Origin of the sequence: Novosphingobium sp. ZN18A2, assembly GCF_036784765.1 — a bacterium.
GTDB lineage: Bacteria > Pseudomonadota > Alphaproteobacteria > Sphingomonadales > Sphingomonadaceae > Novosphingobium.
The window spans coordinates 655,611-669,961 of the sequence record NZ_CP136651.1; the positions used below are offsets into that span (position 1 = coordinate 655,611).

Annotated in this window: 15 protein-coding genes; 5 read left to right on the forward strand and 10 right to left on the reverse strand. The window is 65.9% G+C overall.

The features are described from left to right. Positions 1–12: 12 nt before the first annotated feature. The 4 genes from RXV95_RS03225 to RXV95_RS03240 all read right to left on the reverse strand — a co-directional run bounded on the left by RXV95_RS03225 (position 13) and on the right by RXV95_RS03240 (position 3,337). Entirely contained in the window at positions 13–297 is a 285-nt protein-coding gene (locus tag RXV95_RS03225; RefSeq protein WP_338467587.1) for a PqqD family protein, read from the reverse strand. Further along, positions 294–1,145 (reverse strand): hypothetical protein, encoded by an 852-nt coding sequence (locus RXV95_RS03230; RefSeq protein WP_338467588.1) that lies wholly within the window; start codon positions 1,143–1,145, stop codon positions 294–296. Before RXV95_RS03230 ends, RXV95_RS03225 begins: the two co-directional genes overlap by 4 nt. A gap of 129 nt (positions 1,146–1,274) precedes the next feature. Further along, a complete protein-coding gene (locus RXV95_RS03235) occupies positions 1,275–1,424 on the reverse strand; it encodes a hypothetical protein (RefSeq protein ID WP_338467589.1) in 150 nt (49 codons plus the stop codon). Between the two features lie 5 nt (positions 1,425–1,429). Continuing rightward, positions 1,430–3,337, reverse strand: coding sequence for an asparagine synthase-related protein (locus RXV95_RS03240; RefSeq protein WP_338467590.1), 1,908 nt, complete (start codon positions 3,335–3,337; stop codon positions 1,430–1,432). A 97-nt stretch (positions 3,338–3,434) separates the two neighbouring features. Here RXV95_RS03240 and RXV95_RS03245 point away from each other — a divergent pair, with 97 nt between their 5' ends. The 4 genes from RXV95_RS03245 (at position 3,435) to RXV95_RS03260 (ending at position 6,623) form a co-directional block, all read left to right on the forward strand. After that, a complete protein-coding gene (locus RXV95_RS03245; protein WP_338467591.1) occupies positions 3,435–3,986 on the forward strand; it encodes a lasso peptide biosynthesis B2 protein in 552 nt (183 codons plus the stop codon). A gap of 209 nt (positions 3,987–4,195) precedes the next feature. After that, complete coding sequence (locus RXV95_RS03250) at positions 4,196–4,528, forward strand: hypothetical protein (RefSeq protein ID WP_338467592.1); 333 nt, start codon at positions 4,196–4,198, stop codon at positions 4,526–4,528. A gap of 59 nt (positions 4,529–4,587) precedes the next feature. Beyond that, positions 4,588–5,943: an O-antigen ligase family protein gene (locus RXV95_RS03255; protein ID WP_338467593.1), complete on the forward strand. Its 1,356-nt coding sequence runs from the start codon at positions 4,588–4,590 to the stop codon at positions 5,941–5,943. Further along, positions 5,940–6,623 carry a hypothetical protein gene (locus RXV95_RS03260; RefSeq protein ID WP_338467594.1) on the forward strand — a complete coding sequence of 228 codons (684 nt, stop codon included), beginning with the start codon at positions 5,940–5,942 and terminating at the stop codon, positions 6,621–6,623. The genes RXV95_RS03255 and RXV95_RS03260 overlap by 4 nt, the downstream gene beginning before the upstream one ends. A 75-nt stretch (positions 6,624–6,698) precedes the next feature. Here the strand turns inward: RXV95_RS03260 and RXV95_RS03265 are convergent, their stop codons facing one another. The 6 genes from RXV95_RS03265 to RXV95_RS03290 all read right to left on the reverse strand — a co-directional run bounded on the left by RXV95_RS03265 (position 6,699) and on the right by RXV95_RS03290 (position 13,210). Next, entirely contained in the window at positions 6,699–8,216 is a 1,518-nt protein-coding gene (locus RXV95_RS03265; RefSeq protein WP_338467595.1) for a sugar transferase, read from the reverse strand. A gap of 139 nt (positions 8,217–8,355) precedes the next feature. Then, complete coding sequence (locus RXV95_RS03270) at positions 8,356–9,366, reverse strand: DNA polymerase III subunit delta (protein WP_338467596.1); 1,011 nt, start codon at positions 9,364–9,366, stop codon at positions 8,356–8,358. A gap of 8 nt (positions 9,367–9,374) precedes the next feature. Next, entirely contained in the window at positions 9,375–9,803 is a 429-nt protein-coding gene (lptE, locus tag RXV95_RS03275) for an LPS assembly lipoprotein LptE (RefSeq protein ID WP_338468622.1), read from the reverse strand. 68 nt (positions 9,804–9,871) lie between these two features. Continuing rightward, positions 9,872–12,424: a leucine--tRNA ligase gene (gene leuS, locus RXV95_RS03280; protein ID WP_338467597.1), complete on the reverse strand. Its 2,553-nt coding sequence runs from the start codon at positions 12,422–12,424 to the stop codon at positions 9,872–9,874. A gap of 109 nt (positions 12,425–12,533) precedes the next feature. Further along, the gene (locus tag RXV95_RS03285) at positions 12,534–12,941 is read right to left on the reverse strand and encodes a DUF3576 domain-containing protein (RefSeq protein WP_338468623.1); all 408 of its coding nucleotides are present in this window, start codon (positions 12,939–12,941) and stop codon (positions 12,534–12,536) included. Positions 12,942–12,994: 53 nt separating this feature from the next. Beyond that, positions 12,995–13,210, reverse strand: coding sequence for a hypothetical protein (locus tag RXV95_RS03290; protein ID WP_338467598.1), 216 nt, complete (start codon positions 13,208–13,210; stop codon positions 12,995–12,997). Between the two features lie 193 nt (positions 13,211–13,403). On the opposite strand from RXV95_RS03290, the gene RXV95_RS03295 reads away from it, so the two are divergent. Next, positions 13,404–14,189, forward strand: a complete 786-nt coding sequence (locus tag RXV95_RS03295; RefSeq protein WP_338467599.1) for a hypothetical protein — start codon at positions 13,404–13,406, stop codon at positions 14,187–14,189. Positions 14,190–14,351: the final 162 nt, after the last annotated feature.

Genomic DNA, 14,351 nt, shown 5'->3' on the forward strand with positions numbered 1-14,351 from the left:
TCCAGCCGCGCGCTACGCCGCGCGCACCAGCAGGCCGCGTTCAAGCATGGCGCTGGCAAGGTCGTGGATGTCGCGCTCCGCCTCCGCGCGCCCAACATCGAATTCCGCCATGATCGCATCGCGGATTTCGTCCAGCGAGCACGCGTCCTCGCGGACAAGGTGCCATATACGGGTGCCGACCGCGTTCAGGCCGAAATAGGTGCCGCTTGCCAGGTTGAGCAGGATGAACTCCCCGCCCACCTCGCGCGATACGATATCGCAGGAGACAGCGAACCTTTCGGACGGATCGATGGTCATGGTTTCTCCTCGCCAAGGCATTGTATAACCGTTGCGGTGATGGAAGGCAGTAAATCATACCGCCTTGGATAATCGAGCGTGTGGCATTGCACCGCTTCCGAAAGGCTTGCGATGCGATCGAAATGCCTGCGCAGCCGCTTGCGATCCTCCACGTCCAGTATGAAGGCGTGTTGCATCAACTGCACCATTGCCTCTGCCGGGGCGAGCTTGCGCAGCGTAACGCGGGTTGCCGTGCCGGGGCCGAGAAGGAAGATGCCCGCCAGCCGGGCGTCCCGATCGGAAAAGGGAAGGCACCCGCTGGCCGCCATTTCCTGTTTCCTCCTTTGGTTCCCCCTGTCGCTTGCCTCGTCGCGCAGAAAGGCCGCGCTGTCGCGAAACAGCCGCAGGACCGGCCGGCCGGGCCTTACATGATAGCCGTCTTCCCGCTGGTCCAGCGACAACACGTCTTCGGTCAGGAACGGAAAGCCTGCCTTGGCGAACCCGGCGGCCAGCGTCGTCTTGCCGCGCCGCGATACGCCCATGAAGGCAACCGCCCGGCCCCCGATCCTTACCGCGCTGCCGTGCAGGTTCAGCGCACCAAGGTGATTGCCCACCACGGGCACGACCGCGTTGTGGAATAACGTTTCGGTTTCGCCGCGCTTTGCCGGGCTTGCGGGAAATGCGCGAATTTCGCTGCCTGCGATATCGATCTCGAAATCGGCCTGTCCGGGAAAGCGCAGCAGGTATCCGTAATCGCGGCGATGGAACAGCGCAGCACAGTCGCCGCCAGGGGCGATCCATCTGTCGTAAGGGGCGTCTGCCAGCGGTTGCTGAACACGTGGCTGGTGCTGCACGAACCCGTTCAACATCGCGTGTCTTGCGCCGGTGCATCGACAAGGCTGCGCCGGAAATCGGGCCTGCGCGGAAACAGGCCCGGTGTTACGCGGGGAAGGGCGGCTTGCACCGTCCCGCGCCTTGATGCCGGCTTTCCCGGTCGATCACTTGGGGCCGCGTTTCGCGACGTTGCCATCGCCCAGATCGCCCGAACTGCCGCCGGTAAGGTTGCGCACCGATCCGAACACCGTCAGTTCGGGCCGGACATAGCGCGACCTGGTGTTTTGCCCGTCGTTCTGCTTGCGGGGAGTCATTATTCCTAATCCTTCACCGAAACGGATGTATTTGAATAGAAAGCGGAACTTGCGAATAGTCCCCATATCTCCCAGATCGAACTATCGTCAATCTCGGTGCTGCAATATTCGTCAAGAAGACGGTCTATTCCGGACTGGTTTACCAGTTGGCCGAAGCGTGCATCGTCCACCGTCCGGCATTGTAGCCGGATGGCATCGAAATGTCGGTGGAACGTCCCGTCGAAATAGGCCTTCGACGTGCGGTTGACGATTTCGGCGGGAAGGATGCCTCGCAGCGACTGCCTGTGCGTGAACTTGCGCAGACCGCCGCGCAACCGGGTGTGTTCGGGCGTCGTGGCGCTGAATTCCATGAACCTGCGCGAAAGCATCGGCTGCCTGCCTTCCGCGCCGCATCTGGCGAACTGGCGCGCCATGATTTCGTTGGCCAGCACGTTGAACGGCGATTTGACCGTGGCAAGCTTGTAGCGCAGGTGTTCAGGCGCGGCGGCCAGCTTGCGTTCATAGCGTTCGCGGCGGTGGGTCAGGTTTTCCCTGGCGGCCTTTGACAGCCAGAAGTGCGTTTGCAGCGGGCGAACCGGCCTTGCCCCGCCCAGCGGGCGCAGCGCCATGCGCACCCGCCGCGGAAGCAATTGCGCGATGCCGCGCCGCAGGAACAACTCCGCCGTGCGGCGCGCGCCAAGGTTCCGCGCATCGCAGCGCAGGCTTCTGGCAAGCCCGGCCCAGTCTCCCATGACAAGATGTTCGCGGTAATAGCGGGTATTGCCGTCAAGCCAGTTGTCGCCGCCGCTTCCCGAAACGATCACCCTGCTTCCGCCTTCCACGGCGGCCCTTGCAAGGCCGATGGCCATCGGGCCGTTGGGATAGACGGGAAAATCGCAGTCGATCCGGGCCTGGTCCAGGAACCATTGCAGCGGCGGCTGGAACAGCGATTGTCTGGCGACAGTGCGGCCCAGGTGCCGTTCGACGGCCTCGACAAATTCCAGTTCGTCCGCCCCGCTGCCCGTCGGGCCTGCCAGGGTAAGGCCGGCAATGCCCGGCGCGGGAAGCGCGCCCGCCTTCAAAAGCCTGTCCGCAACGCAGAACAGCGATGAGGAATCGAGCCCGCCGCTCACTTCGAAGGCTAGGGCGCCGTTGCTGCGCGCCGCGCGTCGCACGCAATCGAACAGCACCGCCCGGTAATGTTCGGCATAGTCCTCGTCGCGTTTGTAAGTCACGCGCAGGTCGAGCGGGATCGTCCAGTATTCCTCTGTCGTCAGTTTTCCGCCACCAGGCCGATCCCCCGAAAAGCGCAGGCTGTGGGCGGGTTCGAGCCGCATCAGGCCCGACCACACGGTTTCGTCGGACGTGTACCAGGCATCGGCCAGGATTTCGGTGATGAAACCGGGGTTCGGTTCCGGCTGGCGCGGCAGCGCGGCGATGATCGCGGCCATGTCGGACGCGACAAGCAGGCAACCGTCCGCATGATGGTAATAAAGCGGGCGCAACCCGTCGTGATCGCGCGCGCAAAATGCCTCCCGGCGCCGTGCATCCCAGATCACGAAAGCGAATTCGCCGTCGATGTGGCGCGGACAATCCGTCCCCCATCGCTCATAGGCGCGCAGCACCAGTTCAGCATCCGAAGGGGAGCGCAAGCGTGCGCCGCAATCGCGCAGTTCGCCGCGCAGTTCGTCACGGTTGGCAAGGTATCCGTCTATCGCAAGGACGACACTGGAATCCTCGTTACCCAGCGGTTGGTATTCGGTGAGCGATTCGGGCGTGGTCCGCATCATGCAATGGCCAATCGCGGCGCCGCCGGCGACATGATGCGCGATCCCGTCCGGCCCGCGATAGGCCATCGCGCCCGTCATCGCCCCGATCGTGGCACGTCCGGCGTCGCCGCCGTCCACCCGGATGACTGCCGCGATCCCGCTCAACGCGCGGTCCCCGGACCGGATGGCGCAACAGGCGTGGCACCGGCCGTGGGCGCGTGCGGCACCGGCGCGGGGCTTGCTCCGGACAGCGAAAGCGCGAATGAAGGCGGGCATGGGCATCCCCGCGACCTGGACCGATGCGGACGGAAACGCGCGCTGGCGGGCCGCCGCTTCGCCGCGCTTCTGGCTGGCGGCAGGACGTGCGCTGCTCGAACTTCTGCGCGCGCGGATCGCGCTATCGCGCCTTGACGTGGCCGATATCGAACGCCTGAACGATGCGTCCGCGCGCAAGGGGAGGCAGGCCGGGCAGGGCGGCCGGGCGGATGCGCAAGTCGCGAACCTTGTCGGCTTCGTCGTGCCGCGCATCGCGCGCCGCGTTCCGTGGCGGTCCGATTGCCTGGTGCAGGCGATGGCTGCACGGCGATGGATGCTGTCACGCGGAATCGCCACGCGGATAGCCATCGGGGTCGACAAGCCGGCGCCGGGCGATTTCGAATCGCATGCCTGGTTGCTGCATGGAGACGCGATCGTGACCGGCGGAGACATCCGCCGCTATCACCCGATGGTCGGGCATGCGCCTGCCGACGATCCCGGTGCCGGCGATCCCGGTGCCGCCGGGCAACGCGGGACGAGGTGCGATCCGGCGGACTGACGGACTTCACCGGCGTCTGGTGCCGCGTCGTCCGGGGGCTCCCCGCCTTGCCACGATCGGGGCAAACCGCCTGTGTCGGATCAATCATTTATTGCATTTTTCATGTAATGGCGGATATCAATATGCCGGTATTATATTGAAGCAGGATCGTCTTCGGCAGGAAATTAATGCCATTTCGGATGAAATTTGCGGGATCTGGAGATTTCTACATGAATTTTACGCACCTGATGGCAATTGCGGCGGCTGGCTGCCTCGCCATTGCCCCCGTCGCTGCCGAGGCCGGCACACGTGCGAGTGCGTTTTCAGGCCATGCTTCCTTTTCCGCGCAGCCCGCGCCTTCGGGTACGTCCGGCAACCAGTCTCCGGCCGTGCGCAGCAATTCCTCGCGCGACGATGGCGATGATGGCGCCGCTTATGATGACGACGATGGCCTGGGCTATGTCGTGAAGCATCATCGCCGCTTCCCCTACTGGGCGCTCGCCGCCATTGCGCTCGGCGCGCTGGGAATAGGTCTTACCGCGTCATCCCAGTCGAACGGCTGAGCCCAACGGTTGATCGCGCGGACCGGTCGATTGCGTTGATCCCCGGCGAGCGTCCGCGCGTGCAAGCGCCCGCCAGCGCGGCGCGAGATGTAACGGCGCTTGCGATTTTGGCCCTTCTGGCGGGCGGCGGCGGCGCTGCATACGGGCTGGTCAACCTTGCCATCCAGCTTGCGGCGCTGCTGGTGCTGGCGATGAACGGGCGGGCCGTCGCCGCTTTCTTTACGAGCGCCCCCAGGCCTCTGGTCGCGCTTTGCGCGGCGTCGCTGGCATTGCCGCTGGTGCAACTGGTTCCGCTTCCTCCCGCGGTGTGGAGCGCGCTACCGGGGCGCGACCTCGTCAGTGCATCGCTCCGGGCAGCGACACCCGGGGCTGCGGGCAGCGCGGGCTGGTTCCACTGGACGGTCGATTCCGCGCGCACGACGGTCGCTTTCGCGGGACTGCTGGCGCCTTTCACGGTGATCGCGGTGGGCTGGGGCCTGCACCGGCGCGATCTGGCGCGGCTCGCTTGGATGGTGGTCGCGCTGGGCATGGTCGATCTTGTGGTCGGGGCCGTGCAGGTCGTGTCGGACGCCGGCGTGCCCTATCCGGAAAACCCGATGCCGGGCGTTCTTTTCGGAACGTTCGCCAACCGCAATTCAACGGGGTTGCTGCTCGATTGCGCGATCGTGCTGCTTTCGGTTCTGCCCGCCGGGGCGCTTGCGAAGGGCGGCAGGCTGGCCATCGGCGCCATGCTCGCGCTCGGCGTGGTGCTGACCCAGTCACGTTCCGCCATGGCACTGCTGGTCGCGGTTGTGGTTTTCGCCGGGCTTTCGAACGTGGTCTTGGGCAACAATGGTAATGCGCCAACGCAGCTGCGCCCGAAACGGGTGGCGGCCATCGCGGCGGGCATCGTGGTGGCGGCCGCAGGTTTGGGCGCGATGAGCCAGGCCGCCGGGCTGTTCGAAGGCACGCGGATAGAGACCAGCCTTGCCCGCTTTCACGGCGCGGCATCCCATCCGCGCGCCGCGATCTGGGAAGACGGCGCGTTCGTGGCCCGTCGCTATTGGCCGGTTGGCGTGGGCATGGGCAACTTCGACGATGTTTTCCAGATCGACGAATCGCTGGAAACGCTCAAGCCGCGCGTCGCCGGACGCGCGCACAACGATTACCTTGAAATCGCGATCGAAGCAGGGGCTTTCGGGCTGGCGCTGGTGGCGTCGTGGATGGCCTTCCTGCTGCTCGCGGTATGGAAAGCGCGATTTTCGATAGAGCGCCGGATGGCCTGGACCGGGGCGGCGGTGCTGGGGGCGATCGCCGCGCAATCGCTGCTGGATTATCCCTTGCGCAACCAGACGATGCTTTGCGTGGCGGCAATTGCCGTGCTGCTGCTTTTGCGCATGGGAGCCACGCCCCGCAATAAAAGCGGTCCGACATGATCCGTGCGGCGTGGATCGCGATGCTCGCCGCAATCGCCGTTGTCGTTACCGGCTTTGAGCTGGACCGGCAGGCGCGGTTCGATGACGCCTTCGTGCGCTTCGTGCCCGCGCCGTTCCGCACTTTCGCGCTGCAGAGGAAAGTCCTCGCCGAAGTGCGGGAGGATGATGCCGATGCCGCGCTGGCCGATGCGATTTCGCTGGTCAGGCGCCGCCCCATGCCGGCGCAGGGGTTGACGCTGCTCGCCATGGCGCGCGCGCGGCAGGGGGAAGGGGCCGTCGCGCGCGATACCGTCCTTCTGGCCGGGACGCGCGGCTGGCGGTCGCTGGGCGCGCAAGTCGCCGTTTTCGGGATGGCGCTGGATGCGGGGGACCATGACGCGGCGGCCAGCCGGCTCGCGGCCCTGTGGGTGCTCGATCCCGACCGCGCCCGACCGGTTTCGCTGACCGCGCAACTGATCGCGTCACCAGAAGGCCGCATGGCCTTCGCGCAGGTGCTTGCGCGCGGCAAGCGTTGGCCGGACGGCGCGATCCGCGCCTTGCATGGCCACGTGCCGCCGGGCGAACTGGCGGATCTTGTGGGCCAGGCGATCGCGGCGGGCGCCCTGTTCGATTGCGGCGCGCTTGCCGCGTCGGGTTATGACGCAGCGGGACAGCGCCCGGTGAAATGCGCAAGCGATTGATGTCGCGAGACGGACGTGCGGTATCGATTGGAAAGTGCCGTTTGCAGGCCGGCATTGGGTGAATCCCCACGCCGCCTAGAACGCGCGATCGTGAACGATAACCTTCATCGTCGCGGCGACGATCCGCAGGTCGCGCCAGATGGTCCATCCGTCCAGGTATTCGAGATCGGCCTGAAGGCGGTCCGCAAGATCGGTTTCGCTCTCCGTCGCGCCGCGCAGCCCGCGGATCTGCGCCAGTCCGGTCAGTCCGGGTTTTAGCGAGTGGCGCAGCCAATACCGCTGGTCCACTTCCCAGAATTTCTTTTCGCCGGCCGTCGATCCGATGGCGTGCGGACGCGGGCCGACAATGCTCATCTCACCGCGCAGCACGTTGAACAGTTGCGGCAGTTCGTCGATGCTGGTGCGGCGGATGAACGCGCCGATCCGCGTGATCCTGTCATCGTCCCGGCTGGCCGACCGCGCGCCTTCGGTATCGAGCCGTTCGACCCGCATCGAGCGGAACTTGAAGATCGGGAAGAAGCAGTTGTTCCGCCCGGTGCGCAACTGGACGAAGAACGCCGGGCCGCCATCCTCGATCCGGATCAGCGCGGCCACGATCAGCAACAGCGGCGAAAGCGCCAGCAAGGCCGCGGCGGCAAGCACGATGTCGAATACGCGCTTGGTGGCGCGCGCCTGCATCCCAAGCGGCCCGCTGGAAACCACAAGCGTTCCGTAATCGGCGCCGCGCCGCGCGCCCAATGCGCCCAGCGCCAACACATCGGGCTCAACGATTTCGCCCTGCACGTTGGCGCACTTGAACACCAGCGCCCAGTCCCCGCGCCGATGCGCGGGGCAGGTTACCAGCACGCGGTCCATGTTGGCCATGAACAGGCCGATCCGGTTCAGCATGTGCGGATCGTGCAGGTTCGGCGCCAGCTTGTGCCGGCGGGCATCGACGTGGAAGGCATGGGGAACGCGAATGGCCTGCCCCCCGTCGTTCAGCACCAGCATGTTGGCCGCCGTGGCGCCCACGCGCGCCGTCACGATCCTGCGGAACCACACGCGCGACTGCGCCAGAAGCACGGCCGACGCGCCAAGGCCCAGCGCGAAAGTCGCGCGTGAGAACGCCACCGATGCCTTGGCGAAAAACAGCGTGACGAGAGCGAACATGGCCGCCGCCAACAGCGCAAGCAGCGCGCGCGACTGGCCGATGCGCAACCGGGTAAGCGCGGCCACCGAATAGGTACGCAGGCCGATTGCGGCGGTCCAGTACAGCGGCAAAAGCAGTTGGGCCTGCAACATTGCGGCATTCGCAAGGGGATCGCCGAAATAGAGCAGTCCCGTGACCGCGAAGGCGGCGGCGATCATCGCTCCATCGATCAGGATCTGGAGCAGGTAAAGCTGAAGCCGCCTGCGTTCCAGCGATGGGGCAAGCGGAAGCACAAGGCGTTCCCGCAATGCCGGACCGGATTCAACCTCAGACAGGGTATCAGGGGCGGGCAGGGCATCTTCGGCAGGTCCGGCACTGGCCGACGCGCAGTCCGCCCCTGCCGGTTCGCTGTCCGGAAACGGAAGTCTTGCGGGTTGCAGCCATTGCCCGGCCGCCTCTTCCATTCGCAACGCCTTCTCCGCGACCGTTATTCTTGCGTTGACTGCGTTTCTATAATGGTCGTGCGGCTAAGTAAAAGAACGTAACGCCAATTAATTGGCCTATAATGGACCTGTTTCGCGACTTTCTCTTGGACGCAGGGCTTTATCGTGCGGCGGCGCGCGCGATTTCAGCCAACCCCTGCGCCAGCAGAAGCTCCCCGTTCCTGTTGTCCGCCATCAGGCCGCGATGGAGCGTTACCAGCCGGTCCACCAGCCGTTCCAGCTTGCGCCCGCGCCAGCGCCGCAACTGGTTTTCAAGGTCGCGCTTGTCGCGGAAGAACACCCGTTCCTGCTCAAGAAAAGCGGCAATGTCCGTGCGTCGCCCCAGCTTTCCGGCAAGTTGCGAAAGCTGCGCGGCGCGGCGTTCGAACGCCAGCAAAAGGCCCACCGGGTTGATCGAAAGTTCGCGCATCCGGGCCAGTTCGCCCGATAGCCCGCCCAGCTCGCCGCCCAGCACGGTGTTGACCAGCGGCATGAAGCCGTCGTCCTCGCTCACCGCGCCGATAGCATCGAGCGCTTGCGCGTCGGCGGAGCGCGGCGCCTGGGGGCTGGCGTCGAGATAGAGCGCAAGTTTTTCGACCTCGCTTTTCGCCATGCGCGTGTCGAGCGCGGTTGAGCGGGCGATGCGTTCGGCCACGTCTTCGCCGATCCGCACGCCCGCCGCGTCGGCCATGCCGCGCACCGCCGATGCGACAGAGCGCAGGTCTGGTGGATGGAACATCGCGACAAGCGCATCGTCGCGCTTTTCCAGCAGCTTGGCGATGCGCGACTTGTCGGTTGCCGATGTCGCGACGATCAGCACGGGCCAGCCGTCCACCGCATCGTCGATCAGGTTGGCGACGGCATCGTGCGCCTCGTCACCGCTTGTGCGCACGTGGATCTGGCGCCGGTCCCCGAAAAGAGACACGCTGCGCGCCTCGTCCGCCAGCAGGGCCGGATCCCTGCGCAGGTCGCTTCCCGCGATTTCCACCTTTTCGGCATCGCCCAGCAGCGCCGAAATGCGCGCGGCGGCATCGCTCGCCCCGGCTTCGTCAGGTCCGCAGAAATAGAATACGCGCGCTTCCCTGGCCGCGCGCTGCGCCGTGGCGGCAAAGTTGCGCTGCGTCGCCTTCATCGGCGCGGTCAGCCGCTTTCGCGCAAGCGCAGCGCAACGCGGGTGACGATCTGGTCGGCAACGTCGCGCGTCAGGTTTTCAAGCGCGGTCTGTTCGGCGGCGATCACTGCATATTCGCTCGACACAACGTCGATGCCCGCGTCGGACCCGGCCGTGGCGTCGAGCACGATCTTGCCGCTTTCCAGGTCGACCAGCTGGTAACGTGCGCGCAGCGTGCGCCGTTCGCGCGTGACGGTATCGTCCGAAAGCAGGCCCATGCCTTCCAGCTTGTCGTCCAGCCGCACGTCGAGCCGGTAGCGCGGCGATGCCTGCCCGCCCGCGCCCAGCCGGTCCGACAGCGCATTGCGCATCAGCCAGCCGGACTGTCCCTCGATCGGGGAAACCTCCACCGCCGCAATGCCGCGCGCAACCTTGCCGCTGCCGCCACCGGCATACATCGGCTGAAGCCCGCAGGCCGCCAGCGGCAGCGCAAGCGAAGCCGCCGCAAGAAGGGCGCCGCGACGTATCACGCGACGAGGTTTACCAGCCGGTCGGGCACGACGATCACTTTCCTCACTTCCGCTCCGTCCAGCGCACGCTGCACCTTGTCGCTGGCAAGGGCAAGCGACTCCAGTTCCTCGCGCGGGGTGCCCTTGGCCACGGTCAGCGTGTCGCGCAGTTTGCCCTTTACCTGAACGGCCACGGTCACTTCGTCTTCCACCAGCAGCGCGGGATCGACCTGCGGCCACGCCGCATCGGCGATCAGTCCGCTTTCGCCGAAGGCGGCCCAGGCTTCTTCGGCAAGGTGCGGCATCATCGGCGATACCAGCAACAGCAGCGCGCGGATCGCCTCGTTGCGGCTGGCGGAAGGTTTTGCCTTTTCCACCGCGCTTGCCAGTTCGTAGATACGCGCGACGGCCTTGTTGAAGCCCAGCGCCTCTATTTCCTCGCCCACGGCGGCAACGGCCTGGTCGCGCTTGCGGTCAAGCGCCTTGTCCCGAATTGCATCAGGGCCGCTCGCATCGCCCTCGTATTGGCCGAACAGGCGCCACAGCCGCTGCACGAAGCGCGCGCAGCCCTCTATGCCGGATTCGGACCACGGCAGGTCACGCTCGGGCGGGCTGTCGGAAAGCATGAACCAGCGGATCGCGTCGGCGCCATAGGTTTCCACGATCTCGTCCGGGTCGACCACGTTCTTCTTCGACTTGGACATCTTGATGACCTTGCCGATGGTCACCGGCTTGCCATCCTCGATCAGTGTCGCGCCATCGGCGGTGCGCTCAACCTCACCGGGGCCATAGAAGGTTTCGCGGCTGCCCAGCTTGCGCGAATAGGTCTCGTGCGTGACCATCCCTTGCGTGAACAGGCTGGCAAACGGCTCCTTCACGTCGATCATCCCGATGTGGGCCAGCGCGCGCGTCCAGAAGCGGGCATAGAGCAAGTGCAGGATCGCGTGTTCGATCCCGCCGATATACTGTTCGACCGGCATCCACTGCCGGATGGCTTCCGGATCGAACGGCCGGTCCGCCGGCTGGCTGGCAAAGCGCAGGAAGTACCAGCTCGAATCGACGAAAGTGTCCAGCGTGTCTGTCTCGCGAACCGCCGCCTTGCCGCATTTCGGGCAATCGGTGTGCTTCCACGTCGCGTGGCGCACCAGCGGGTTGCCCGGCGTCTGGAAATCGACGTCTTCGGGCAGCACGACCGGCAACTGGTCCTTGGGCACCGGCACCACGCCGCAGGCCTCGCAATGGATGAAGGGGATCGGGGTGCCCCAGTAACGCTGGCGCGAAACGCCCCAGTCGCGCAGGCGCCACACGGTCTTGCCTTCGCCCCAGCCGCCCGCTTCGGCGCGGGAAATGACCTCGGCCTTGGCGTCGGCCACGCCCATGCCGGAAAGGAAGTCCGAATTCACCACCACGCCGTCGCCCGCTTCGGCCTCTCCGGCAAACGGCTTGTCGGCATCCGCCGGGTCGGCGGCGACAACGCGCAGGATCGGCAACTCGTATTTGGTGGCGAACTCGAAGTCGCGCTGGTCGTGTCCCGGCACCGCCATGATCGCGCCGGTGCCATAGTCCATCAACACGAAGTTCGCGATGTAAACGGGCAGGTCCGCCCCGGTGAACGGGTGCTTCGCGGTAAGCCCCGTGTCGAAGCCCAGCTTTTCCGCCGTCTCCACTTCGGCCGCGGTCGTGCCGCCCTGCTTGCACAGCTTTATGAAGTCGCGCGCCTTGGCGCTTGTCAGCGCGACGGTCTGCGCGACGGGGTGATCGGCGGCGACGGCCACGAAGCTGGCACCGAAAATGGTGTCCGGCCGGGTGGTATAGACATCCAGGCTTTCACCGTCGGACAGCGTGAAGGCGAATTGCAGGCCCTGCGACTTGCCGATCCAGTTTTCCTGCATCAGCCGCACCTTTTCGGGCCACTTGTCGAGCGAACCCAGCCCGGCAAGCAGGTCTTCCGCGAAATCGGTGATCTTCAGGAACCACTGGTTCAGCTTGCGCTTTTCCACCGGCGCGCCCGATCGCCAGCCCTTGCCGTCGATCACCTGTTCGTTGGCCAGCACGGTCTGGTCCACCGGATCCCAGTTGACCGCCGATTCCTTGCGATAGACCAGCCCGGCTTCGTACAGGTCGATGAACAGCGCCTGTTCGTGGCCGTAGTAATCCGGCTCGCACGTCGCCAGTTCGCGGCTCCAGTCAAGCGCGAAGCCCAGCCGCTTCAGTTGCGCCTTCATGTTGGCGATGTTGTCGCGCGTCCAGCCGCCGGGGTGCACGCCCTTTTCCATCGCGGCGTTTTCGGCGGGCATCCCGAAGGCGTCCCAGCCCATCGGGTGCAGAACCTCGAACCCCTTCATCCGCTTGTAGCGCGCCAGCACGTCGCCCATCGTGTAGTTGCGCACGTGGCCGATGTGGATGCGCCCCGATGGATAGGGAAACATCTCCAGCACATAGGAGCGCGGGCGGGCGGACGAATCGTCGGCGCGGAAGCTCTGCGCCTCGTCCCAGGCCTTCTGCCAGCGCGTATCGGCGCTGGCGGGATCGAAGCGGGCCGGTTCGGTGCGGATGGGTTCTGTGCTCATGCGCGTCCCTCTAGCCGCTCGGCGCGGCTTGTCGAGGGGGCGCGCGGCCAATCATGCGGCAGGACGCGCGGCGCGGGGGTGCGCCGCGCGGGCTGTCCGGGCCGCGCGGTCAGTTGGCGATCGTGCCGCGGCGCAGGTCGCGTGCCTTGGTCAGGATGATGTCTTCCAGCTTCTGCACCGTCGCGGCCTTCACAGGCGCATCCACCCAGGTGCCGTTCTGCTGCACCTGGCGGCTGGCCGCGACGCGCAGCGCGTCCGCCCGCAGGTCCTGGTCGAGGATCGATACCGTCACCTTGACCCGCTCGTTCGGGTCTTTGGGATTGGCATACCAGTCGGTCACGATCACGCCGCCGTTCGAATCGGTCTGCAGCAGCGGCATGAACGAAAGCGTTTCAAGGCTGGCGCGCCACAGGTAGGAATTGACGCCGATCGTGGTTACGCGCGCGGCGGCCAGATCGGCCTTCGGGCGGTCCTTGTGGCCGCAGCCCGCCACCAGAAGCAGCGCACTGCCAAGCATGATGCCGCGGGCGACGAGGTTCAGGGGCCGGCGGTCGGTGCTCGCGCTGGTTGTCACGGTGTCGTTCGTCCTTGCAATCTGGGCAGCTGGAACGCCGCCGGGCCAAATGTCCCGCGAAGCGACAGCCAAAGCGACAGCGGCCCGCCGGGATAGCGGGCCTCTATCACCGCCTTGCGCCACGCCGCAAGCGGGTTGAATTTGCCGCAGATGGGTGCCCCGGCGGTGAACGCGCCATGAACCACCCCGCCGATGTGTGGATATTGCGCCACACTTGTTTGACAAGATTCGAAAATTACGCGGCGGGGTGGCGCAAAGCGCGCGGGTGGCCTATGTGATTAACGGCAGGTTTTGCCGCTTTCCGAGTCTCTTGGACCTGTTCAGGTTTGGTTGATGGGGCTTGGCCAACAGGGTAACGGCATTCTGCATAGCCCGGATTCGGGCCGGAGGATTGGGATTGTGACAGTGGGCACGTTCGGAAAAGACGGGAAAGGGCGCGGTTTTGGCCGTCGTCTGCGTCTTGCCGCGCTTGCCGGTGGCACGCTCGCATTGGGTGCCGTGGTCCTGCCTGCGGTGGGCAATGCCTTTTCCAGCGGATTCGAATCGCAACCGGTAAGCCTTGCGGCGCGCGGCGGCATCGGTTCGTTCACGCCCGCGTCGGTCGATCCGCGTCTGGTAAGCCAGATCACCGTGCGCGCCTTCACGCATCCGGGCATGTTCAAGTTCACCCCCGCGGGCGACAATGCCCGCCCCGACCGGTCGGTAACGGTGGCCGTGCGCGTCGATCCGGAAGCGGCGCGCGCCATTTCGGTCCGCAATGCGCTGGCCGGTGTCCCGACGGAACCCGGCGCCGCACCGGTCCGCATAGCGCCCACCGCCTATAGCCTGGGTGTCGCGCGCGGTTATGCCAGCTTCGCGATTGACGAGGGCAAGGACACCAAGCCGCTCAAGAACGTCGCGATGCCGGATCTTTCGACCTACAAGCCGGGCAATGCCGTCGGCAGCGGCACGCCGTCGCGCTTTGCGCCCGCGATCGAGCTTGACGAGAAGAGCAACGCCGGTCGCGCGCCCCGCACGTTCGAGAACCAGGGCGATTACCAGGTTGATCTGGGCGGCAGCTATCGCCTGACGCGCAACCTGAAGGTTACGGCGGGCGTTCGCTACAGCTCCGATCGTGACCGGCTGGCCCCGCTGACAGACGGCACGCAGGACAGCCAGGCCGTTTACGTAGGAACCCAGTTCCGCTTCTGACCTGGCGTTTCGCATCCGGCCCGGGCGAACCGGCCGCTGCCTTTGCGCCATCTTCCGGTCCCTCCCTGTCATTTTCACCCGCTGATTCGTCTACGCGCGCGTGGACGGTCGACACGCGATCGCCCGTTACCTCCGTATGCGGCATGATCCATTCGGACCGGT

Bases quoted from the DNA above. Each gene is read 5' to 3' on its own strand.
- RXV95_RS03285 (WP_338468623.1), bottom strand. From the start codon at position 12,941: ATGCTTGGCAGTGCGCTGCTTCTGGTGGCGGGCTGCGGCCACAAGGAC.
- RXV95_RS03250 (WP_338467592.1), top strand. From the start codon at position 4,196: ATGAATTTTACGCACCTGATGGCAATTGCGGCGGCTGGCTGCCTCGCC.
- RXV95_RS03260 (WP_338467594.1), top strand. From the start codon at position 5,940: ATGATCCGTGCGGCGTGGATCGCGATGCTCGCCGCAATCGCCGTTGTC.
- lptE (WP_338468622.1), bottom strand. From the start codon at position 9,803: ATGTATGCCGGTGGCGGCAGCGGCAAGGTTGCGCGCGGCATTGCGGCG.
- RXV95_RS03245 (WP_338467591.1), top strand. From the start codon at position 3,435: ATGAAGGCGGGCATGGGCATCCCCGCGACCTGGACCGATGCGGACGGA.
- RXV95_RS03270 (WP_338467596.1), bottom strand. From the start codon at position 9,366: ATGAAGGCGACGCAGCGCAACTTTGCCGCCACGGCGCAGCGCGCGGCC.
- RXV95_RS03265 (WP_338467595.1), bottom strand. From the start codon at position 8,216: ATGGAAGAGGCGGCCGGGCAATGGCTGCAACCCGCAAGACTTCCGTTT.
- RXV95_RS03235 (WP_338467589.1), bottom strand. From the start codon at position 1,424: ATGACTCCCCGCAAGCAGAACGACGGGCAAAACACCAGGTCGCGCTAT.
- leuS (WP_338467597.1), bottom strand. From the start codon at position 12,424: ATGAGCACAGAACCCATCCGCACCGAACCGGCCCGCTTCGATCCCGCC.
- RXV95_RS03225 (WP_338467587.1), bottom strand. From the start codon at position 297: ATGACCATCGATCCGTCCGAAAGGTTCGCTGTCTCCTGCGATATCGTA.
- RXV95_RS03230 (WP_338467588.1), bottom strand. From the start codon at position 1,145: ATGTTGAACGGGTTCGTGCAGCACCAGCCACGTGTTCAGCAACCGCTG.